The 21,752-nt window shown below is 75.1% G+C and carries 21 protein-coding genes; 8 read left to right on the top strand and 13 right to left on the bottom strand.

Translation table 11 applies throughout. From position 1 onward, the window contains the following. Positions 1-16 precede the first annotated feature (16 nt). From JOF54_RS07235 to JOF54_RS07190, 10 genes are all read right to left on the bottom strand, one after another. The gene (locus JOF54_RS07235; protein ID WP_210054300.1) at positions 17-1,057 is read right to left on the bottom strand and encodes a DMT family transporter; all 1,041 of its coding nucleotides are present in this window, start codon (positions 1,055-1,057) and stop codon (positions 17-19) included. Between the two features lie 66 nt (positions 1,058-1,123). Then, the gene (locus JOF54_RS07230; RefSeq protein WP_307803930.1) at positions 1,124-1,732 is read right to left on the bottom strand and encodes an NUDIX domain-containing protein; all 609 of its coding nucleotides are present in this window, start codon (positions 1,730-1,732) and stop codon (positions 1,124-1,126) included. A 17-nt stretch (positions 1,733-1,749) separates the two neighbouring features. Beyond that, positions 1,750-2,367 carry a class I SAM-dependent methyltransferase gene (locus tag JOF54_RS07225; protein WP_210054298.1) on the bottom strand — a complete coding sequence of 206 codons (618 nt, stop codon included), beginning with the start codon at positions 2,365-2,367 and terminating at the stop codon, positions 1,750-1,752. Beyond that, entirely contained in the window at positions 2,364-3,242 is an 879-nt protein-coding gene (locus JOF54_RS07220; protein WP_210054296.1) for a tRNA pseudouridine synthase A, read from the bottom strand. The genes JOF54_RS07225 and JOF54_RS07220 overlap by 4 nt, the downstream gene beginning before the upstream one ends. Then, on the bottom strand, positions 3,239-4,027 hold the full coding sequence (trmB, locus tag JOF54_RS07215; protein WP_307803929.1) for a tRNA (guanosine(46)-N7)-methyltransferase TrmB: 789 nt from the start codon (positions 4,025-4,027) through the stop codon (positions 3,239-3,241). The genes JOF54_RS07220 and trmB overlap by 4 nt, the downstream gene beginning before the upstream one ends. Further along, on the bottom strand, positions 4,024-4,221 hold the full coding sequence (locus JOF54_RS07210) for a hypothetical protein (RefSeq protein WP_210054294.1): 198 nt from the start codon (positions 4,219-4,221) through the stop codon (positions 4,024-4,026). The genes trmB and JOF54_RS07210 overlap by 4 nt, the downstream gene beginning before the upstream one ends. A gap of 9 nt (positions 4,222-4,230) precedes the next feature. Next, positions 4,231-5,820, bottom strand: a complete 1,590-nt coding sequence (locus tag JOF54_RS07205) for a M28 family peptidase (RefSeq protein ID WP_210054292.1) — start codon at positions 5,818-5,820, stop codon at positions 4,231-4,233. 35 nt (positions 5,821-5,855) lie between these two features. Further along, complete coding sequence (locus JOF54_RS07200) at positions 5,856-6,743, bottom strand: ABC transporter permease (RefSeq protein WP_210054290.1); 888 nt, start codon at positions 6,741-6,743, stop codon at positions 5,856-5,858. Next, complete coding sequence (locus tag JOF54_RS07195) at positions 6,730-7,692, bottom strand: ABC transporter ATP-binding protein (RefSeq protein WP_210054288.1); 963 nt, start codon at positions 7,690-7,692, stop codon at positions 6,730-6,732. Before JOF54_RS07195 ends, JOF54_RS07200 begins: the two co-directional genes overlap by 14 nt. Positions 7,693-7,702: 10 nt before the next feature. Further along, positions 7,703-8,803: a LolA family protein gene (locus JOF54_RS07190; protein ID WP_210054286.1), complete on the bottom strand. Its 1,101-nt coding sequence runs from the start codon at positions 8,801-8,803 to the stop codon at positions 7,703-7,705. Between the two features lie 100 nt (positions 8,804-8,903). Between JOF54_RS07190 and JOF54_RS07185 the strand changes: the two genes are divergently transcribed. From JOF54_RS07185 to JOF54_RS07170, 4 genes are all read left to right on the top strand, one after another. After that, positions 8,904-9,560, top strand: a complete 657-nt coding sequence (locus tag JOF54_RS07185; RefSeq protein WP_210054285.1) for a response regulator transcription factor — start codon at positions 8,904-8,906, stop codon at positions 9,558-9,560. Then, complete coding sequence (locus JOF54_RS07180; RefSeq protein WP_307803927.1) at positions 9,557-10,936, top strand: sensor histidine kinase; 1,380 nt, start codon at positions 9,557-9,559, stop codon at positions 10,934-10,936. Before JOF54_RS07185 ends, JOF54_RS07180 begins: the two co-directional genes overlap by 4 nt. A 174-nt stretch (positions 10,937-11,110) precedes the next feature. Continuing rightward, positions 11,111-11,638 (top strand): peptidase, encoded by a 528-nt coding sequence (locus JOF54_RS07175; RefSeq protein ID WP_210054283.1) that lies wholly within the window; start codon positions 11,111-11,113, stop codon positions 11,636-11,638. Between the two features lie 87 nt (positions 11,639-11,725). Then, entirely contained in the window at positions 11,726-13,423 is a 1,698-nt protein-coding gene (locus JOF54_RS07170; RefSeq protein ID WP_210054280.1) for an ATP-binding cassette domain-containing protein, read from the top strand. Here JOF54_RS07170 and JOF54_RS07165 read toward each other — a convergent pair. Continuing rightward, positions 13,381-14,496 (bottom strand): CDP-glycerol glycerophosphotransferase family protein, encoded by a 1,116-nt coding sequence (locus JOF54_RS07165; protein ID WP_210054278.1) that lies wholly within the window; start codon positions 14,494-14,496, stop codon positions 13,381-13,383. The two genes, JOF54_RS07170 and JOF54_RS07165, sit on opposite strands and share 43 nt — an antisense overlap. Before the next feature lie 226 nt (positions 14,497-14,722). Continuing rightward, entirely contained in the window at positions 14,723-16,003 is a 1,281-nt protein-coding gene (locus JOF54_RS07160; RefSeq protein ID WP_210054276.1) for a citrate synthase, read from the bottom strand. A 239-nt stretch (positions 16,004-16,242) separates the two neighbouring features. Between JOF54_RS07160 and rplM the strand changes: the two genes are divergently transcribed. From rplM to glmM, 3 genes are read left to right on the top strand one after another with little or no spacing between them, the layout of a single operon-like run. Continuing rightward, the gene (gene rplM, locus JOF54_RS07155; RefSeq protein ID WP_210054274.1) at positions 16,243-16,686 is read left to right on the top strand and encodes a 50S ribosomal protein L13; all 444 of its coding nucleotides are present in this window, start codon (positions 16,243-16,245) and stop codon (positions 16,684-16,686) included. A 29-nt stretch (positions 16,687-16,715) separates the two neighbouring features. After that, positions 16,716-17,234, top strand: a complete 519-nt coding sequence (rpsI, locus tag JOF54_RS07150) for a 30S ribosomal protein S9 (protein WP_210054272.1) — start codon at positions 16,716-16,718, stop codon at positions 17,232-17,234. 15 nt (positions 17,235-17,249) lie between these two features. Next, on the top strand, positions 17,250-18,602 hold the full coding sequence (gene glmM, locus JOF54_RS07145) for a phosphoglucosamine mutase (RefSeq protein ID WP_210054271.1): 1,353 nt from the start codon (positions 17,250-17,252) through the stop codon (positions 18,600-18,602). A gap of 256 nt (positions 18,603-18,858) precedes the next feature. On the opposite strand, the gene coaA is transcribed toward glmM, so the two are convergent. After that, positions 18,859-19,818 carry a type I pantothenate kinase gene (coaA, locus tag JOF54_RS07140; RefSeq protein ID WP_210059412.1) on the bottom strand — a complete coding sequence of 320 codons (960 nt, stop codon included), beginning with the start codon at positions 19,816-19,818 and terminating at the stop codon, positions 18,859-18,861. Positions 19,819-19,895: 77 nt separating this feature from the next. Between coaA and glmS the strand changes: the two genes are divergently transcribed. Further along, positions 19,896-21,740, top strand: coding sequence for a glutamine--fructose-6-phosphate transaminase (isomerizing) (gene glmS, locus JOF54_RS07135; protein ID WP_210054269.1), 1,845 nt, complete (start codon positions 19,896-19,898; stop codon positions 21,738-21,740). The last annotated feature ends 12 nt before the right edge of the window (positions 21,741-21,752 follow it).

Here is a 21,752-nt window from a genome sequence, read left to right as displayed (position 1 = left end):
GTGCTGGCGGAGCTCGTCAGCCGGCGTGACGGCGGCGCTGGGCCAGCCCGACGACGGCGGCCCCGGCCAGGCTGACGGCCACGGCCGCCCAGGTCGTCGGCCCCGGCCGCCCGGGCCCGGTGAGCAAGCCGATCAGGGCCGCGGTGACCACCTGCCCGGCCACGGAGAAGACGCCGACGACGAGCACCCCGTGCACCCGCACGGTGACCGTCGAGGCCCAGATGAAGCCGATGCCGCAGAGCCCGCCCAGGTACAGCCAGGGCTCCGTCGGCAACCCGGTGAGGTGCCCCGGCCGCAGCAGGGCGACGGCGAGGAAGAGCACGAGGCCGAGCGTCCCCACCCAGAAGTTGTTCCAGGTGGTGACCCAGGGTCCGACGTGGGCCGCGAGCCGGCCGTTGACGCCCTGCTGCGCGCTGTTGACCGCCCCGGCCAGCAGCGGCAGCGCGGCCAGCACGAGCAGGGAGCCGGTGACGGGGACCGCGCTGAGCAGCCCGGCCCCGGAGACGGCGACCGCGAGCACGGCCAGCACGGCGCCGGCCACCCGGGAGCGGGTGAGGGCGGTGACGCCGTTGGGTCCCCAGCCCCGCTGGTCGACGACGAGCGCCATGACGGCCTGGCCGGCCACGAAGCAGAGGATGAAGAAGGTGATGCCGAGCGTGGGGGCCGCCAGCCCCTGGGACGCGACGAAGAAGGCCCCGCCGAGGCCGCCCAGCACCAGCCACAGCGGGATCCGGCGCCGGCGCACGGCGCCGCCGAGGGCCGCCACCCCGCGACCCGTCGGCCGGTGCAGCAGGGCCAGCAGGCTCAGCACGAGCAGGCCGGAGCCGAAGCTGACCAGGGCCGCGAGCGCGGACGCCCGGAGCCCGGTGCCCAGCCGACCGGTGAGGGCGCCGTTCACCTGCGACTGCAGGGCGATCAGCGCGCCGCCGCCCAGCATCAGGGGCAGGGTGACCAGCCAGCGCGGCGCGGGACGGGCGGGTGCCGTCGTCGGGTCCGGGGTGGACGGCGTCGGGGTGCCGGGTGTCGGGGCCACGACCGGGACCGGTGGTGTCGCCACGGAGATCTCCTCGGCTGGGAACGGGGCCGGCCCACCGCTGCGCCGACGTCTAGCACCCCTATGTTCTCAGGTCCCGCCGCCGTCGCCGGTCGCGCGGCTCCCAGCGGACCGGCCCGCACCGGAGCGGCCCGCCAGCAGGGCGCGGGCGCGCTGCAGGCGGGTGGCCACGCTGCCGGCCAGCGGCTGGGGCAGCGCGTCGAGGGCGAACCAGGCCACCGCGTGGCTCTCGTCGCTGACGGCGGGCACGGCGTCGGCCGGGGCGGTCACGGCGACGCCGACGTCCCAGTGGACGCGGCAGGCGCCGAAGCCGGCCGGCAGGGCGTGCCGGTTGAGGTCCAGCAGCCCGGGCAGTGCCATCGGGCCGGTCAGGCCCGTCTCCTCGCGCGCCTCCCGCAGCGCCGCGGCGGCCACGTCGGCGTCGTCCGGCTCGAGGTGGCCGCCCGGCTGCACCCAGAACCGGCCCTTGCGGTGCAGGCACAGCACGGTCCGCTCCAGGTCGGGGTCCAGGACCAGGGCGCTGGCCGTCACGTGCTCCGGGCCGCCGTCGCGGCGCAGCGCCGCCGGACCCGCGGCGAGCAGCCGGTCGCGGTACGCCGTGCGCAGCCGCGCCTGCTCCGGGTCGGGCGGGGACCAGGCGGCGAGGTCGGCCAGCAGGGCGTCGAGCGGCGGGGTCACCGGAAGCACAGCAGGCGTCAGCCCTGGGTCGCGGCCGGGCGGACGACGAGCACCCGGAAGCCCTTGGCCGAGGCGACCCGCTCGGTGGGGTGGCCCTGCTCGACCAGCCAGCGCTGCAGGGTGTCCGCGCCGAGGTTGCGGCCGACGACCAGCCGGGCCTCCCCGTCGGGGGTCAGCCGCGGCAGCCACCGGAGCAGCAGCACGTGCAGCGCCTCCTTGCCCACCCGGATCGGCGGGTTCGACCAGATCTGGTCGTAGCGGGCCGCGTCCTCCACCTGCTCGGGCCGCAGCGCCCGCACCCGGTCGCCGACGCCGAGGGCCGCGGCGTTGTCGCGGCACAGGCCCAGCGCCCGGTCGTTGACGTCGACGGCGTCCACCTGCGCCCCGGGGCAGTGCACGGCGATCCCGACCGCGATCGGCCCCCAGCCGCAGCCGAGGTCGAGCACCCGGGGACTGCCCGTCGGCGGGGCCGACGCGCGCAGCAGCACCGCGGTGCCGCGGTCCAGGCCGTCGCCGGCGAAGACGCCGTTGGCGGTGCTCAGCTCCAGCTCGCGACCCCAGACGCCGACGGTGACGGTCCGCCGGCGCTCGGGGCCGGTCGGGGTCGCGTCGAAGTAGTGGGACGGCTCGCTCACGCGGGCACCTCCTCGGACGGGGTGGGTTCGGGGTCGGGCTCGGCGGCAGCCCGGCGGACGCTGCGGGCCTCCAGGCCCCGGGCCACCAGCTGGTCGTCGGGCGGGTAGCCGACCTCCTCCAGCACCAGCCCCTTCGCCGGCATCACCTGGACGTCGGGGGAGCGGGCCGCCTCGGTGGTCACCCGCCGCAGCCAGCCGAGGTCGCGCCGGCCCGCGCCGACGTCGACGAGCGCGCCGACCAGCGAGCGGACCATCGAGTGGCAGAAGGCGTCGGCCCGGACTGTCAGCTCGACGGCGCCGGCGAGCGGCCCCGAGGGCACCCGGGCCGCGGACAGCTCCAGCAGGGTCCGGACCGTCGTCGCGCCCTCGCGCCGCTTGCAGAAGGCGCCGAAGTCGCGCAGGCCCAGCAGGACGGGCGCGGCGGAGGCCAGCCGGTCGAGGTCCAGCGCCGGCTGGACGGCCACCACCCAGCCGCGGTGCAGCGGGTCCAGCGGGGCGCCGCCGTCGCTGAGCCGGTAGACGTAGCGCCGCCAGACCGCGCCGAAGCGGGCGTCGAAGCCCTCGGGGGCCGGCGTGACGGCGCGCACGACGAGGTCACCGGCCAGCACCCGGTGCAGCCGGCGGGTGAGCAGCGCGCCGTCCTCGAGGGCGTCGGCGGGCAGGTCGACGTGGGCCACCTGGCCGCGCGCGTGCACGCCGGTGTCGGTGCGGCCGGCGCAGACCAGCGCCGCCGGCTCGGGCAGCCGCAGCACCCGGGTCACCCAGTCCTCCAGCTCGCCCTGCACGGTCCGCAGGCCGGGCTGGCGGGCCCAGCCGGAGAAGCCGGCGCCGTCGTAGCCGAGGTCCAGCCGCCAGCGGCGGGTGGGGCCGCTCACGGGGCCGCCGGCGTGACCCGCCGGTAGGTGAGGTCGTGCACGGCCCGGCCGGCGTCCAGCCCCCGCTGCTCGAAGCGGGTGAGCGGACGGGCGTCCCAGCGCGGCGCCCAGCCCCCCGGGTGGAGGTTCTCCAGTCCGGGCTCGGCGTCCAGCACCTCCCGCATGGCGAGGGCGTAGTCCTCCCAGTCGGTGGCGAGCCGCCAGGTGCCGCCGAGCTGCAGCCGCTCGGCGGCGACGGCCGCCAGGGCGGGGCTGACCAGGCGGCGCTTGTGGTGCCGGGACTTGGGCCACGGGTCGGGGAAGAAGGTCCACAGCTCGGCCAGGCGACCAGCGGGCAGCAGGTGCTGCAGCCCCGCCACCGCGTCGGCGACGACGATGCGGACGTTGTCCAGACCGGCCCGGTGCAGCGCGCTGACCAGCTGGGCCGCTGCCGGCTCGTAGACCTCGAAGGCCAGCACGTCGACCTCGGGCCGGGCGGCGGCCATCGCCACCAGCGAGTCGCCCGGGCCGGGGCCGATCTCGACGACCAGCGGGGCCTCGCGGCCGAAGGCCGCCGTCAGGTCCAGCCGGGCGTCCGGGTCGACCGACGTGCTCGTCTCGCGCCGGTCCACCGGCAGCACGAAGCGCTCGTGGTGGGCGTCCCAGGCGCGGCGCTGGTTGGGCCGCATCCGGGCGCTGCGCCGGACGAACGACACGACCTCGCGGTGCACCCGCGGCGGCCGGGCGGGCCGCTCGCCGGCCGGTTGCACCGGGGCCGGCGGGGGCCCGGCGTCGGGCGCGCTCACCGCCGGTGCCGCTTCTCGTACAGCCGGAGCAGCGGGCCGAGCACGGCGAGCGCCACCAGGAAGGCGAGCACCCCGGGCGGGATGGCGTCGGTCACGGCGACGGTGACGGCGCCGGCCGTCGCGCAGACGGCGGCCATCGCCCACAGCCGGCCCTCCTTGGCGAGCTTGCCGCGCAGCTCCGGGTCCCGTTCCACACCCCGAACCTACCGGGGCGGGTCGCCCGCCCGCCTGCGCGCGCCCGCCGGTGGATGGTGGCCGAGGACGGCCCGGCGCCGGGCCGGCGGGGCCAGGGCGGGGACGACGGCGCGCGGCGCGACCGGGTCCGGCGCCGGTCCGGCCCCGCCCGCGGCGTAGCGGCCGACGGTCCAGGCCAGGGCGTCCAGGTGCAGGCCGAGGGCCGGCAGGTCGACGTTGCCGAGGTCGTCGCAGGCCCGGTGGTAGCAGGGGTCGAACGGCTCGCCGGCGGTGCCGCCCCAGCGCGCGGCCTGCGCCGGCGTCTTGAGCGCCTCGGCGCCGCTGAACAGCCCGCCGGCCGGGACGCCGACGTCGATGAACGGGCCGTAGTCGGAGCGGCCGTCGAAGTCCGTCGGGCCGGGGGCGGTGCCGAGGGCGGTGAGCCGGTCGACGAGGGTGCGCTCCAGCGCGGCGGAGCCGGCCGGTCCGGGCCCCGCGCCGTCGTCGGCGGAGTCGTCGCCGTCGTAGACGAAGAAGCCCGGGTTGGGCGAGCCGAGCATGTCGACGTTGAGGTACAGCGCGAGGGCGCGCCGGCCGGCGGCGTCGAGGCCGTCGACGTAGGCCTGCGAGCCGAGCAGGCCGAGCTCCTCCCCGCCCCACCAGGCGAACCGGACCGCCCGGTCGACGGCGGGCTCGGGGCCCAGCGCCGTCGCCAGCTCCAGCAGCGCGGCCGCCCCGCTGCCGTTGTCGTTGATCCCCGGGCCCTCCTCGACGCTGTCGAGGTGGCCGCCGACCACGACGACGTCGTCGGCCCGGCCGGTCCGGGTCTGGGCGACGACGTTGCGGCTGGTGCGGGTCTCGGTGCGGGTCCGCAGGTCGAGCACCACCCGGGTGCCGGCGCGCGCGGACAGCCGGTCGCCGTCGGCGGTGCTGACCCCGGCGACGGGCAGCCGGCCGCGCTCGCGCAGCGTCCCGCCGGTCAGCGGGCCCGCCTCGTCGTTGGCCACCAGCAGCGCCGCGGCGCCCGCGTCGGCGGCCCGCGCGGCCTTGGTGGCGAAGGGGCACCCGCCGCGGCGGACCAGCAGCACCGCCCCGGCCGCGGTGAGCGGGTCGAGGTCGGCGGCGCGGCAGCCCGTCGCGGCCCCGCCGCCCGGCACCACCAGGGGTCCGGCGACGCCGTCGGCGGGGGTCTCGGGGCTGCCCTCGAGGCGGTCCGCGCGCAGCCGGTCGCCGTCCAGCACGACGTGCCGGGCCAGCACGACCTCGACGGGGTAGCGGAACTCCGGGGTCTCGACGGCGAAGCCGGCGGCCCGCAGGGCGTCCGCGACCAGGGCGACGCTCGCGTCGTGACCGGGGGAGCCGTCGGCCCGGTGGCCGTCGTGCGCGTCGGCCGCGGCCTGCAGCGCCGCGAGGTGGGGCCGGACCCCGGCGACGTCCACCCGCGCGGCGAGCGCCGTGGCCAGCACGTCCGCCGGGGGCGGGGGCGGCGCCGGACGGGGCACGGGCCGGGGGAGCGAGCCCACCAGGGCGAGGGCGAGCGCCGTCGCGACCAGCCCGGCGGCCACCCGGGCGGGGGCGCGGTGGGGGCTCGGCGCAGCGGCGCCGGCCACCGGGGGCACCGGCGGTCGGGACCGCCGGGACGGCCGGTCTGCGCTCAGCTGGTGACGTCCTTGCCGGAGAACCGGGCCCAGGCCGCCAGCCAGAACACCCCGGCGTAGACGGCCGCGGTGACCAGGCCGCGGGTGATGTCCTCGGTGGCCACCGGGTCGCGCAGCAGGTTGCCGAAGGCGGTCCACCAGTGCGTCAGCAGCCAGGGGTGCAGCCACGACAGCTGGGAGATCGAGTCGAGGACGAACATCATCACGTTGACGAGGACGACGGCCACGGTCGCGCCGATCGGCTGCTCGGTCAGGGTGGAGATGAACAGGCCGATCGCCCCCAGCGCCGCGAGCTGGACGGTGAGGTAGAGGCAGGTCAGCAGGAGCCGGCCCAACCCGTCGGCCATCGAGGTCTGCGTGCCCGACAGCAGGGTCATCGGCCCGCCCCCGAACAGCGCGAGCCCCATCACCGTGCCGACGACGGCGACGACGAGCACCGCCACCAGCGCGGAGATCGCGATGGCGGCGAACTTCACCGCCAGCAGCCGGGTCCGGCCCGCCGGGATGGTGAGCAGGTAGCGCAGGGTGCCGATGTTGGCCTCGCCCGCCACCGAGTCGCCGGCGATGACGCCGACGGCCAGCGGCAGGAAGATCGGGATCTCCAGGGTCAGCGCGGCGAAGGCGACGAACAACCCGTTGCCGGTGATGGCGCTGATGAAGTCCGGGCCGCCGCCCCCGCCCGGGGCGGAGACCTTGACGGCGATCGCCAGCACGACCGGCACGACGGCCAGCACGCCGATGCCGGCGAGGTTGCGGCGCCGGCCGAAGATGATGGTGAGCTCGGAGCGCAGGAAGCGCAGCCAGCCGAGCGGCGAGGCGGGCGCGGCCGCCGGCACGGGTCGGGGGGCGGCGCCGGGCGTGCCCAGCACCTCAGCCGCTGACATCGAAGCCCTCTCCGGTGAGCGAGACGAACACGTCCTCCAGGCTGGGGCTCTGCACGGTGAAGCCCAGCACGGGGACGTCGGCGTGCACCAGCTCGGGCACGATCTTGGCGGCCTCGACCTCGCCCAGCACGGCGCTGACGCGGGTGGCGGTGCGCGCCACCTCGGTGAGGCCCAGCTGCGCGAGCACCCGGGCCGCGTCCTCGGTCCGGTCGGTGTCGACGCGGACGGTCTTGGTGGTGCCGGCGGACAGCTCGGCCATCGAGCCCTGCGAGACCAGCTGGCCCTCGAACATGACGCCGACGTGGCTGCACATCTGCTCCACCTCGGCGAGCAGGTGGCTGGAGACCAGGACGGTGGCGCCGTCGGCAGCGAGGTCGCCGACGAGGTGGCGCACCTCGCGGGTGCCCTGCGGGTCGAGGCCGTTGGTCGGCTCGTCGAGCACCAGCAGGTCCCGCGGCATCAGCAGGGCGTTGGCGATGGCCAGCCGCTGCCGCATGCCGAGGGAGTAGGCCCGGTAGCGCTTGGTGGCGGCGGCCAGCAGGCCCACGCGGTCGAGGGCGGCGTCGATCCGGGCCGCCGAGGTGCGGGCGTCGCTGTGGCCGTCGGCGGCGTCCAGCCGGGCCAGGTTGGCCCGTCCGGAGAGGTAGGGGTGGAAGGCGGGGCCCTCGACGAGGGCGCCCACCCGGCGCAGGGCCTCGCCGCCGCGCTCGGGCATCGGCAGGCCGAGCAGCTCGACCGAGCCGGCCGTGGGCCGGACCAGGCCCAGCAGCATCCGGATCGTCGTCGTCTTGCCCGACCCGTTGGGGCCGAGGAAGCCGTAGACGGCTCCCGCGGGCACCTCGAGGTCGACGGACCTGACCGCCGTCTGGCGGCGGAACTGCTTGGTCAGCCCGCGGGTGAGCACCGGCGGCGCGCCGGTGCCCCCCGGGGCGTCGTCTGGTCGGACCACGCCCGGCGGCCTAGCGGGCGAGGGCGTCGTAGAGCAGCTGCGGCGCCACGGCGCCGACGGCGACCCGGCCGTCGTCGGTCAGCACCGCGGAGAAGGCGGTACCGGCCAGCAACTTGCCGCTGCCCCAGGAGCCGGAGACGGTCGGCAGGGTGGCGAGCACGGTGCCGAGCTGGCCGCTGGCCGCGTCGGTCGAGCTGGCGGGGAGCTTCGAGACCACGACGGTGGTCCAGCCCTCGCCCACGACGCGGGTGGAGGCCTTGGCCGCCTCGGCCGCCTCGCGGTCGGCCGTGCCGGGCTCACGCGGCGCGGGGGCGTCGAGGGCGCCCTTCTCGGTGACCTCGGCCCCGGGCGGGGGGTTGAAGCTGAACTGGCCCGCGTCGGGGGCGCTGAAGTCGACGGCGGTGAAGCCGATCTCGGCGACCGTGGCCGCGTCCTCGCCGAGCACCTGCACCCGCAGCGGGGCCGACGTCGCGTCGTCGACGGCGATCCGGACCTGGCTGATGAGCGAGCGGTCGTCGGTCGGGGCGAGCACCAGCTCGCGCGCCGGCCGGTCCGCCACCTCGACGGCGGAGTCGGTGCTGACCACGGTGGACGGCCCGATCGCGTCGAGCACCGTCTTCGCGGCCTCCTGCGGGGTGGTCGGCACGCCGGGGCGGCTGGGCCGCTCACCGGCCGCGGGCTCCGCGGGGAGGGTGGCGTGGGTGGCCTCGTTGTCCTGGCTGGACCAAGTCCACAGGTCCCGGCCGCTGACGATGACGTCGGTCTCGCCGAGGTCGTCGTCCAGCAGCGCGAAGCGCGCCTTGTCGGGGCCGTCGTACCAGACCCGCAGCGTGTGGCTGCCGCTCAGCAGCGAGGTGAGCTGCGAGGCGTCCGCGCCGCCGCCCATCGCGGGCAGCGCGGGCAGGCCGAGCTCGGCCTTCTGCACGACCGTGCCGGAGAGACCGGCGACGTCGGAGCCCTGCAGGTCGACGAGCAGCTGCTCGGCGGTCTTGGGGGCCAGCTTCGGGTCGGCGTCGGCGGTGGCGGCCACGATGCCGGTGCCGCCCACGGCGAGCGCGAGGGCCACCGGGGCGATCCAGCGCAGGGCCGGACGACGGGTGAGGATCTGCATGCGGCCATCCTGCTCTCGGGGTGCTGAGAGGACGCTGAGCCCGCGCCCGAGGGGGCGTCGGGCCGGGTCCCGGCGGGCGCCCCGTGCCACGCTGGACCCCGTGCGGGTGCTGCTGGTGGACGACGAGGAGCGGCTGGTGGCCGCCCTGCGGCGCGGCCTGGCCGCGGAGGGGTTCGCGGTCGACAGCGCGGGCACGGGGCCCGAGGGCCTGCGGGCGGCCCGCAGCGGCGACTTCGACGCCGTCGTGCTCGACGTCATGCTGCCGGGGATGTCCGGCTACGAGGTGGTCCGCCGGCTGCGGGCCGAGGACAACTGGGTGCCGGTGCTGATGCTCTCGGCCAAGGACGGCGAGCACGACCAGGCCGACGCCCTCGACGACGGCGCCGACGACTACCTCACCAAGCCCTTCTCCTTCGTCATCCTGCTGGCCCGGCTGCGCGCGCTGCTGCGCCGCGGGGTGGTGGCCCGGCCGGCGGTGCTGGCCGTCGGCGACCTCACCCTCGACCCGGCCACCCGCGCGGTCGGCGTCGCCGGCGCCCCCGTGGAGCTGACGCCGCGGGAGTTCGTGCTGCTGGAGTACCTGATGCGCCAGGGTGACCGGGTGGTGGCCAAGGGCGAGCTGCTCGAGCACGTCTGGGACAGCGCCGCCGACGTGGCCCCCAACGCCGTCGAGGTCTACGTCGGCTACGTCCGCCGCAAGATCGGGGCCGAGCGGCTGGTCACCGTCCGCGGGGTCGGCTACCGGCTGGTGGCGTGAGCGGCCGGCTCACCCCGCGCCGCTGGTCCGCGCGGCTGAGCCTGCGGGCCCGGCTGATCATCATCGGCGTGACCGGCGTGGGGGTCGCCCTGCTCGCCGGCGGGTTCGCCTTCTACGGCGCCCTGACCTTCGCCGTCGACCGCACCCTGGACGACGGGGCGCTGGCCGCCGCCGACGAGGTGGCCGTACTGGTCGAGGCGGGCCGGCTGCCGAGCCCCGTCCCCGTCTCCGGCGCCCAGGTGGTGCAGGTGGTCGACGCCCAGCAGCGCGTGGTGGCGGGCTCGGCGACCGCCGACCGGCTGACGCCGCTGCTCCGGCCCGACGAGCTGGCCCGCGCGCTGGCCGGGGAGGCCGTCCAGGTGCCCGGCGCCCGGGCGGCGCTGGCCGTGCCGCTCCGCGTCCGGGCGGTGGCCGCCGAGGCGCCCGACGGCCCGGTGAGCGTCCTGGTGGCCCTGCCCGTCGGCGACGTGCTGGCCGTCCGGGCGGCCCTGCGCACCGGCCTGCTGACCCTGTTCCCCCTGGTGCTGGTCGCGCTGGCCGCCGTCGCCTGGCGGGTCGTCGGCTCGACGCTGCGCCCGGTCGAGGAGCTGCGGGCGCAGGCCGAGCGGATCAGCGGCACCGGTCGGACCGAGCGGCTGCGGGTGCCGGTGGCCGACGACGAGGTGCACGCGCTGGCCGTGACGCTCAACCAGATGCTGGACCGGCTGGCCGCCGGCCGGGCGCGGCAGCGCTCCTTCGTCGCCGACGCCGCCCACGAGCTGCGCAGCCCGCTGACGTCGATCCGGACCCAGCTGGAGGTGGCGGAGCGGCTGGGGGAGGGCGGGCAGCTGCCGGCGGAGCTGCTCGTCGACGTCGACCGGCTCGGCCGGCTGGTGGAGGACCTGCTGCTGCTGGCCCGCGCCGACGCCGACACCCGCGGCCCCGCCCGCACCGTGCCCGTCGCCGTGCGGGGGCTGCTCGAGGACGTCGCGGAGCGGACGCCCGCGCGGGTGCCGGTCACCGTCCGGCCGGGCGCCGACCCGACCGTGCTGGCCGACCCGGAGGAGCTCCGCCGGGTGGTGCAGAACCTCCTCGACAACGCGGTGCGGCACGCGGGCTCGGCCGTCGAGCTGGCGGCGGTCGTCGCCGAGGGCCGCGTCCGGCTCGTCGTCCTCGACGACGGGCCCGGGCTGCCCGACGAGGAGCGCGAGCGGGTGTTCGAGCGCTTCACCCGCCGCGACGACGCCCGCAGCCGCGACGTCGGCGGGACGGGGCTCGGCCTGCCCATCGCCCGGGAGCTGGCGGCCCGGGTCGGCGGCGCCGTCCGGCTGGAGGACGCCGCGCCGCCCTGGACCCTGCAGGCCGTCGTCGAGCTGCCGGCCGCCGGCGGGTCGTGATCTGCGTCACTCCGGCCCCAGCGGCACCTCGCCCCGCACCCGTGCCGCGGCCGCTGGCACTCGACCCCTCTTGTCTGCCAGCCCTGGACTGCTGACGATGGTGCCAGCCCGCTCGGGTGCTGCGTCGTCGCCGTGACCGGGAGGGGCGTCTGCTCCGCCGAGCTGGAGGTCGCCATGACTGGTCGTCCGTCGTCGATCGAGGTCGCACCGCTGCAGTCGGGCGGGTCGCTGTACGGCTTCCTGCTGAGCGGCCGCTGGCCGCAGGACACCGTCGAGTGGGCCCGGTTCCTGGTGCTGGCCGTGCAGATGGCCGCCGTGCCCGGGCTGCTGCCCGTCAGCACGGTGTTCCGGGTGCGCGAGGAGCTGCCCGACGCCCCGCAGGCGGGCGCCGTCGGGCTGGTCGTGGCCGAGGGCCAGCTCATCGGGGAGCACCCGCTGCGGCCCGGCCTGTTCGCCGACGCCCAGCCGCCCGGCCTGGTGGTGCTGCACCCGCCGTCGAGCACCCTCGCCTCGGTGCCCGAGTACGCGGTGGCCTCCGGCTGCGTCTTCCTGCCCGGGCTGCCGCACCTCGGCCTCGACCACCGCGCCGCCTGGGTGGAGGCCGACGTCGAGGGCACCGTCACCCAGCTGGTGAGCCGCAACGGCGTGGACCCGCAGAGCAACGTCGACACCGCCGCGCTCGCCCTGCTGCTCGCGGCCTGAGCGGCGGCGCCGCGGAACCGGCTTGCCAGGAGGGGGTCGGGTCGTAGCACCCTAGGGGCCTCACCCACCAGAACGGAGGCGGCCGCCATGGGGCACGTCGACCTGTCGGCCGTCGGCTACCACCTGCCGGACGGCCGCGTGCTGCTCGACGACGTCTCGTTCCGGGTGGGCGAGGGCGCCGTCGTCGCGCTCGTCGGACCCAACGGCTCGGGCAAGACGACGCTGCTGCGGATCATCGCCGGCGACCTGGCGCCCAGCAGCGGCTCGGTCTCCCGCAGCGGCGGGCTCGGCGTGATGCGCCAGTTCATCGGCTCCATCCGGGACGGGAGCACCGTCCGGGACCTGCTGTTCTCCCTCGCCCCGCCGCGCCTGCGGGCCGCGGCCGCCGCCGTCGACGCCCTGGAGCTGGCGCTCATGGAGGACGACAGCGAGCCCACCCAGATGGCCTACGCGCAGGCGCTGGCCGACTACGCCGACGCCGGCGGCTACGACGCCGAGGTCACCTTCGACGCCTGCTGCACCGCCGCGCTCGGGGTCTCCTACGACCGCGTCCGGTGGCGCGAGGTGGGCACGCTGTCGGGCGGGGAGCAGAAGCGGCTGGCGCTGGAGGCGCTGCTGCGCGGGCCGGACGAGGTGCTGCTGCTCGACGAGCCCGACAACTACCTCGACGTCCCCGGCAAGCGCTGGCTGGAGGGCCAGCTGGCGGCCACCCAGAAGTCGGTGCTGCTGGTCAGCCACGACCGGGAGCTGCTGGCCCGGGCCGCCACCGCCGTCGCCGTCCTCGAGCTGGGGGCGGCCGGCAACAGCGTCTGGGTGCACGGCACCGGCTTCGCCAGCCTGGCCGCCGCCCGCGCGGCGCGGTTCGCGCGCTTCGAGGAGCTCCGCCGGCGCTGGGACGAGGAGCACCAGAAGATCGTCGACCTCGTCCAGATGCTCAAGGTCAAGGCCAAGTACAACGACGGGCTCGCCTCGCGCTACAAGGCCGCCCAGACCCGGCTCGCGAAGTTCGAGGAGGCCGGCCCGCCCGAGGCGGTGCCGCTGGAGCAGAAGGTCTCCATGCGGCTCGGCGGCGGGCGGACCGGCAAGCGGGCCGTCGTCGTCGACGACCTCGAGCTGACCGGGCTGATGAGGCCGTTCAGCACCGAGATCTGGTTCGGCGACCGGGTGGGCGTGCTCGGCTCCAACGGGTCCGGGAAGTCCCACTTCCTGCGGCTGCTGGCCCGCGGCGGGACCGACCCCGACGTCGAGCACCAGCCCGTCGGCAGCCTCGACATCGCCCCGGTGGCCCACACCGGGACGGCCCGGCTGGGCGCCCGGGTCCGGCCGGGCTGGTTCGCCCAGACCCACCACCACCCCGAGCTGGTGGGGAGGACGCTGCTGGAGATCCTGCACCGCGGCGACACCGGGCCGAACGGGATGGGCCGGGCGGGGATGGGCCGCGAGCTCGCCTCGCGCAAGCTCGACCGCTACGAGCTGGCCGGCGCCGCCGAGCAGCGCTTCGACTCCCTCTCCGGCGGCCAGCAGGCGCGCTTCCAGATCCTGCTGCTGGAGCTGTCCGGGGCGACGCTGCTGCTGCTCGACGAGCCCACCGACAACCTCGACCTCGAGTCGGCCGAGGCCCTGGAGCAGGGCATGGACTCCTTCGAGGGCACCGTCGTCGCGGTCACCCACGACCGGTGGTTCGCCCGCGGCTTCGACCGGTTCCTGGTCTTCGGCAGCGACGGCGGGGTCTACGAGGCCGATCAGCCCGTCTGGGACGAGAGGCGGGTCGAGCGGGCCCGCTGAGCGGGTGCGTCGGCGGGCCAGAGGGCCTCGACGACGCGGTCGGTGGCCCGGCCGTCCTCGAGGGAGCAGAAGCGCTCCCGGAAGGCGGCGTAGCGCTCGGCCCAGGCCACCTGCAGGGCGGGCAGCTCGGCCAGCACCTCGGCCAGGACGTCCTGGTCCTGGACGACGGGGCCGGGCAGCTCGGTCTCCAGGTCGAGGGTGAACCCGCGGAGCCGGTCGCGGAAGTGCTCGAGGTCGTAGGCGTAGACCACGACCGGACGGCCGGTCACGACGAAGTCGAAGATCGAGGACGAGTAGTCGGTGACGAGCACGTCGGCGGCCAGGTGCAGCTCGCCGATGTCGGGGTGGCTGCTCAGGTCGCGGACCTGCGGGTGGGGGGACCGGGCGGGCCGGTCGCCGAGGTAGTAGTGCCGGCGGACCAGCACGACGGCGTCGGGACCGAGGTGCTCGGCGAGCGCGCCCGCGTCCAGGCCGTCCGGGGCGTCGTCGTCATCGACGTCGTCGTCGCGCCAGGTGGGCGCCCAGAGCACGACGGGGGAGGCCGCGGACAGGCCCAGGCGGGCGCGGGCCCGGGCCCGCCGCTCCTCGACGCCGGGGCCGGTCAGCTGGTCGTTGCGGGGGTAGCCGGTCTCCAGCACCGAGCCGGTGTAGCCGAAGGCCGAGCGCAGCAGCGTCGTCGCGGCCGGGCTGGGGGAGATGAGGTGGTCCCAGCGCCGGATCTCGACGTCGAGCGCGTCCATCAGCGCCGGCGCGGGATGGCTGAGGGCGGAGCGGTGGATCCGCTTGAGCGGCGTGCCGTGCCAGGTCTGCAGGTAGACCTGCCCGGGCTGCTTGGTCCAGGGGTCGAGGTCGGTGTGGGTGTTGGACACCAGGACGTCGGCGGACTCCAGCGTCGCCACGGCCTCGGCGCTGCGGATGGGCACCGTGGTGACGTCGGACGGGAAGCCCGCGAGGTGGCGCGGGTCGGCGAGCCACACGTGCTCCAGGCCCGGTCGGCGCCGCCGCAGGCCCTCGAAGACGGCCCGCGGGTTGTCGGCGTAGCGGCCGTTGAAGCTGTTGTAGACGACCTTCACGGGCGCCTCCTTCCTGGAAGAGCGGAGCGTAGCGGCCGGGCGCGCACCAGCCCCGGGACCGGCAGGTTTCGGCGGTACCCGGGGCCGGGATGCAGCTCGGTGACGAGCGGCGGTCACGGGCGTCGAGGGGGCGCCGCCCCCACGGGCAGAGCCCCGGAGGGACGACGGGGTCTTCCGTCGTCCCTCCGGGGCTCTGGCCGTGAAGGTCTGAGCGCCCCCGCGCGGGTCAGCGCTCGGAGATCGGGATGAAGTCCCGCGTGCGGTGGCCGGTGTAGATCTGCTTCGGCCGGGCGATCTTCTGCTCCTTGTCCTGCACGAGCTCCGACCACTGGGCCAGCCAGCCGGGCGTGCGGCCGATGGCGAAGAGGACGGTGAACATCTCGGGCGGGAACTGCAGGGCCTCGTAGATCAGCCCGGAGTAGAAGTCGACGTTGGGGTAGAGCTTGCGCTTGACGAAGTACTCGTCCTCCAGCGCGATCTTCTCCAGCTCCAGCGCGATCTCGAGCAGGGGGTTGACCCCGGTGACGGCGAAGACGTCGTCGGCGGCCTTCTTGATGATCTTGGCGCGCGGGTCGTAGTTCTTGTAGACCCGGTGGCCGAAGCCCATCAGCTTCTCCTTGCCCTCCTTCACCCCCTCGATGAACGCGGGGATGTTGTCGGTGGTGCCGATCCGCCGCAGCATCGCGAGCACCGCCTCGTTCGCCCCGCCGTGCAGCGGGCCGAAGAGGGCCCCGATGCCGGCGCCGACGGCGGAGTAGGGGTCGACCTCGGAAGAGCCGACCGAGCGCACCGCGTTGGTCGAGCAGTTCTGCTCGTGGTCGGCGTGCAGGATCAGCAGCACGTCGAGGGCCTTGACCAGGCGCGGGTCGGCCTCGTAGCTCGGCTCGCTCATCTTGAACAGCATGGCGAGGAAGTTCTCGGTGTAGGAGAGCCGGTTGTCCGGGTAGACGTAGGGCTTGCCGAGCTGGTGGCGGTAGGCGAAGGCGCCGAGCGTCGGCATCTTGGCGATCAGCCGGGCGATCTGCAGCTTCCGGTTGTCGGCGTCGTGGATGTTGCGGGCGTCGGGGTAGAAGGTCGACAGCGCGCTCACCGAGGCCATCAGCATGCCCATCGGGTGCGCGTCGTAGCGGAAGCCCTCGATCAGCTGCTTCACGTTCTCGTGCAGGAAGGTGTGGTAGGTGATGTCGTGCGTCCACTGCTCGAGCTGCTCGGTGGTGGGCAGCTCGCCGTTGAGGAGGAGGTAGGCGACCTCGAGGAAGGTCGACTGCTCGGCCAGCTGCTCGATCGGGTAGCCCCGGTACTCGAGGATGCCGGCGTCGCCGTCGATGTAGGTGACGGCGCTGCGGCAGGACGCGGTGTTGACGAACCCCGGGTCGTAGGTCGCGAGCCCCGGCTCTCCGTCGACGGCGATCTGCTTGAGATCGGCGGCCCGGATGGTTCCATCCGTGATCGCTACCTCGAACTCCCGCCCGGTCCGGTTGTCGCGAATGGTGAGCGAATCAGTCATGGCGACAACCTAGCCGTGCCTCCAGGGCCCCAGCGAGCCGGGGGACTATGATCCACGACACCTGCCGGGCCCTCTGCGCCAGCGGGCGGCACCGCCTGTTTTGACCCCTCCCCGGGGCGGCGGTAGTCTGGCTCGCTGTTGCCCGCGTGCGTGTTGTCCGACCGTGCGCCAGGGCAGCAGGGCAAGCACCTCTCGAACGACGATCCACCTCTCGAACACAACGGAAGCTGGTCACGACCGTGTCTACGTACAGTCCCAAGCCGGGCGAGATCACCAGGTCTTGGCATGTCATCGACGCCGAGGACATCGTCCTCGGCCGTCTCGCGGTCACGGCCGCGACGCTGCTGCGCGGCAAGCACAAGGCGACGTTCGCCCCGCACGTCGACGGCGGGGACTTCGTCGTCGTGGTCAACGCGTCGAAGATCGCCCTGGGCGGTGCCAAGCGGACCGACAAGTTCTACCACCGGCACTCCGGGCGTCCCGGCGGTCTGACCTCGGTCGCGGCCGGCGACCTGCTCGCCAAGGACCCGCGCCAGGTCGTGGAGCTCGCCGTCTGGGGCATGCTGCCCAAGAACCGGCTGAGCCGTCAGCTCATCAAGAAGCTGAAGGTCTACTCCGGCCCGGAGCACCCGCACACGGCGCAGCAGCCGCAGCCGTACCAGATCACCCAGATCGCCCAGTAGTAGCGACCGAAGAGCCAAGGGAATCACCAGTGTCTGACACCGTCACCGAGACCACCCCCGACGAGGTCGCGCCCTTCGTCGAGGAGGACCGCGAGATCGCCTACCGTTCGGAGGCCGCCGCGCAGACGTCCTTCGGGCCCTCCGGCCGCCCGGCCGTGGTCGCCCCCGCCGGCGCCACCGGCCGCCGCAAGGAGGCCATCGCCCGCGTCCGCATCGTGCCGGGCAACGGCCAGTGGGTCATCAACGGCCGCACCCTCGAGGACTACTTCCCCAACAAGGTGCACCAGCAGATCGTCGCCGAGCCCTTCTCGACCGCGGCGGTCCCCGGCTCCTACGACGTCATCGCCCGCATCCACGGCGGCGGCGTCACCGGTCAGGCCGGCGCCCTGCGCCTCGGCATCGCCCGGTGCCTCAACTCCGTCGACGAGGAGGCCAGCCGCCCGTCGCTGAAGAAGGCCGGGATGCTGACCCGCGACTCCCGCATCAAGGAGCGCAAGAAGGCCGGTCTGAAGAAGGCCCGCAAGGCTCCGCAGTACAGCAAGCGCTGACCCGGCGGTCCCTGCATGGGTCGCCTGTTCGGTACCGACGGTGTCCGGGGCCGGGCCAACGACGCGTTGACCGCGGAGCTGGCCCTGCAGCTCTCGGTGGCGGCGGCCCACGTGCTCGTCGAGGCTGACGAGACCACCGGGCCGCGGCCGCGCGCCGTCGTCGGGCGTGACCCGCGAGCCTCCGGGGAGTTCCTGGAGGCCGCGGTCGTCGCCGGCCTGGCCAGCGCCGGCGTGGACGTGCTCCGCGTCGGCGTCGTGCCGACCCCGGGTGTGGCCTACCTGACCGGCGCCCTCGGCGTCGACTTCGGCGTGATGCTCTCCGCCAGCCACAACCCGATGCCGGACAACGGCATCAAGTTCTTCGCCCGCGGCGGCGCGAAGCTGGACGACAGGCTCGAGGACGCCATCGAGCAGCGCCTCGGCGACGACTGGCCCCGGCCCACCGGCGGCGGCGTCGGCCGCGTCACCGAGGACCTCTCCCTGCTCGAGACCTACGTCGCCCACCTGGTGGGCAGCGTCGGCGGCCCCGTCAGCCTCGAGGGCATCAAGGTCGTCGTCGACTGCGCCAACGGCGCCGCCTCCGTGGCCGGACCGGCCGCGTTCGAGGCCCAGGGCGCCGAGGTGGTCCGCATCCACGCGACGCCGGACGGCCTCAACATCAACGAGAACTGCGGCTCCACGCACATGGACTCCCTGCGGGAGACCGTCGTGGCCACCGGCGCCGACCTCGGCATCGCCCTGGACGGCGACGCCGACCGCTGCCTGGCCGTCGACGCCGCCGGCCGGATGGTCGACGGCGACCAGATCCTCGCCGTCCTGGCCCTGGCCCTGCGCGAGGACGGCCGGCTGAAGCACGACACCGTCGTGGCCACCGTGATGAGCAACCTCGGCTTCGTCCAGGCCATGCGGGCGCACGGCATCACCGTCGACCAGACCCGCGTCGGGGACCGCTACGTGCTGGAGTCGATGCGCAGCGGGGGCTTCTTCCTGGGCGGCGAGCAGTCCGGGCACGTCGTGATGATGGAGCACGCGACCACCGGCGACGGCGTGCTCACCGGCCTGCACCTGATGAGCCGGATGGCCACCTCGGGCCAGTCGCTGGCCGAGCTGGCCTCGGTGATGACGCGGCTGCCGCAGGTCCTGGTGAACGTCCCCGGGGTGGACAAGAACCGCACGGACACCGACCCGGTGCTGACCGCGGCCGTGGCGGAGGCCTCGGCCGAGCTGGGCGACTCCGGCCGGGTGCTGCTCCGCCCCTCGGGCACCGAATCGCTGGTCCGGGTGATGGTCGAGGCCACGACCTACGACCAGGCCAACGACGTGGCCCACCGGCTGGCCGACGTCGTGAAGTCCTCGCTCGCCCTCTGAGCCCGGACCCCCGTACCCCGCTCCCCGAGCCCGTACCCTGCTCCCCGAGCCCGTCGAGGGGTGCGCCCGCTCTCCCCGTCACGGACGCACCTCCGACGTGCCGACCCTCCCCGCGGGTCGTCGACGGAGGGACCGGGGCGCCCCCCAGAACGCGCGCAGGACGTCCCCTCGCGCCCCGGTCCGACCGTCTGCCCCCCAGGAGCGGTGGGACCGCGCCCTGATACGTCACACCCCCGGCGCTCTCCCGGAGGCGGTCTCAGACCTTGCGGATGCGGACCCAGCGGACGTGGTGGTCGGGGTCCTTGCGCAGGATCGCCGTCGCCCGGCCGCGGGTGGGGCGGATGTTCTGCACGAGGTTCGGGCCGTTGATCGTGTCCCACACGCCCTCGGCCTGCCGCACCGCCTGCTCCACGGTCAGCTCGCCGTAGCGGGTGAAGTAGGAGCGCGGGTCGCGGAAGGCGGTCTCGCGCAGCGACAGGAAGCGCTGCACGTACCAGGCGCGGATGTCGTCGGGGTCGGCGTCGACGTAGACGGAGAAGTCGAAGAAGTCGCTGACGGCGAGGCCGGTGGTGCCGTCCCCGCGCACGCGGGCCGGCTGCAGGACGTTGAGGCCCTCGATGATGACGATGTCGGGGCGGCGCACCACCACCTGCTCGTCGGGGACGATGTCGTAGACGAGGTGGCTGTAGACCGGGGCCGCCACCTCCTCCTTGCCCGACTTCACGTCCATGACGAAGCGCAGCAGGGCGCGGCGGTCGTAGGACTCCGGGAAGCCCTTGCGGTGCATCAGCCCGCGGCGCTCCAGCTCGGCGTTGGGCAGCAGGAAGCCGTCGGTGGTGACGAGGCTGACGCGGGGGTGCTCGGGCCAGGCGGCGAGCAGCTCGCGCAGCAGCCGCGCCGTCGTCGACTTCCCGACCGCGACCGAGCCGGCGATCCCGATGACGAAGGGCGTCCGGTCCACCGAGAGCCGCAGGAACTCGTTGGACGAGCGGTGCAGCTCGCCGGTGTGCAGGACGTAGCGGGTGAGCAGCCGGCTCAGCGGCACGTAGACCTCGCGCACGTCGAGCAGGCTGGTCGGGTCGCCGAGGCCGCGGACCCGCTCGAGGGCGTCGGCGTCGAGGCCGGCCGCGGTGGACTCGGCGAGCGCGGCCCAGTCGTCCCGGCTGCGCTCCACGTAGGGTCCCCACACCTGGGCGTCCACCGGCACAGGACGAATCTAACGGCTCCGCGGCCGGGCGCCCCGCCCGTGTCACGGCCGCGTCGGCCGGGGCCCCGGCCGGTAGGGTTCCCCCCATGTGCGGAATCGTCGGCTACGTGGGCCCGCAGCCCGCCGTGGAGGTCGTCGTGCACGGCCTGCGGCGCCTGGAGTACCGCGGCTACGACTCCGCCGGCGTGGCCGTGGTGGCCGAGGGGACGCTGCGGGTGGCGAAGAAGGCGGGCAAGCTCGCCAACCTCGAGAAGGAGCTGGCCGAGCACCCGGTGCCGGCCGACGGGGTCGGCATCGGGCACACCCGCTGGGCCACCCACGGGGCGCCCAACGACGTCAACGCCCACCCGCACGTGAGCGCGGACGGCCGGGTGGCCGTGGTCCACAACGGCATCATCGAGAACTACGTGACGCTGCGCGCCGAGCTGGAGGCCGAGGGCGTCACCATGGCGTCCGAGACCGACACCGAGGTCGTCGGGCACCTGCTGGGCCGCGCCGTCACGGCCGGGGCCCGGCTGGACGACGCGATGCGCGCGGTCTGCGTCCGGCTGGAGGGCACCTTCACCCTCGTCGCCGTCGACAGCCACGACGAGACCGCCGTCGTCGCCGCCCGCCGCAACTCCCCGCTGGTGGTCGGGGTGGGGGAGGGCGAGAACTTCGTCGCCTCCGACGTCGCCGCCTTCATCGAGCACACCCGCGAGGCCGTCGAGCTGGGCCAGGACCAGGTCGTGCGGATCACCGCCGGCACCGTCGAGGTCACCGGCTTCGACGGCCGTCCGGCCGTCGTCCGGCCCTTCCACGTCGACTGGGACCTCTCCGCCGCCGAGAAGGGCGGCTACGACTGGTTCATGCGCAAGGAGATCTACGAGCAGCCGCGCGCGGTGGCCGACACCCTGCTGGGCCGCTACGACGAGAGCTCGCGGCTGGTGCTGGACGAGATGCGGATCACCGAGAACGAGCTGCGCAGCATCGACAAGATCGTCGTCATCGCCTGCGGCACCGCCTTCTACGCCGGGATGGTGGCCAAGTACGCCATCGAGCACTGGACGCGGATCCCCTGCGAGGTGGAGCTGGCCAGCGAGTTCCGCTACCGCGACCCGATCGTCGGACCGACGACGCTGGTCGTCGCCATCAGCCAGTCCGGCGAGACCGCCGACACCCTGATGGCCATCCGGCACGCGCAGGAGCAGAAGGCCCGGGTGCTCGCCGTCTGCAACACCAACGGCTCGACCATCCCCCGGGAGGCCGACGCCGTCATCTACACCCACGCCGGCCCCGAGATCGGCGTCGCCTCCACCAAGGGCTTCCTCACCCAGCTGGTCGCCTGCTACCTGCTGGGGCTCTACCTGGCCCAGGTCCGCGGCACGAAGTTCGGCGACGAGATCGCGGCCACGATGGCCGAGCTGCAGGCCATGCCGGCCGCCATCACCGAGGTGCTGGAGGCCATCGGGCCGGTGCTGGACCTGGCCGGGGAGTTCGCCGACGCGCCGTCGGTGCTGTTCCTGGGCCGGCACGTCGGCTACCCGGTGGCCCTGGAGGGCGCGCTCAAGCTCAAGGAGCTGGCCTACATCCACGCCGAGGGCTTCGCCGCCGGCGAGCTCAAGCACGGGCCCATCGCCCTGCTGGAGGACGCGCTGCCCGTGTTCGCGGTCGTGCCGCCCAAGGGCCGGGACCAGCTGCACGCCAAGGTGCTGTCCAACCTGCAGGAGGTGCGCGCCCGCGGGGCCCGGACGATCGTGCTGGCCGAGCACGACGACACCGACGTCGTGCCCTACGCCGACGTGCTGATCCGGCTCCCCAAGGTCTCGACGCTGCTGCAGCCGCTGGTCGCGACGGTGCCGCTCCAGGTCTTCGCCTGCGAGCTGGCCACCCGCAAGGGCCACGACGTCGACCAGCCGCGCAACCTCGCCAAGTCGGTCACCGTCGAGTGAGCCCCGTCCGCC

The sequence above is a fragment of the Microlunatus capsulatus genome, from assembly GCF_017876495.1.
GTDB classification, from domain to species: domain Bacteria; phylum Actinomycetota; class Actinomycetes; order Propionibacteriales; family Propionibacteriaceae; genus Microlunatus; species Microlunatus capsulatus.
Note: the sequence above shows the minus strand (reverse complement) of the source record. Positions and strands in the feature narration are given on the sequence as shown.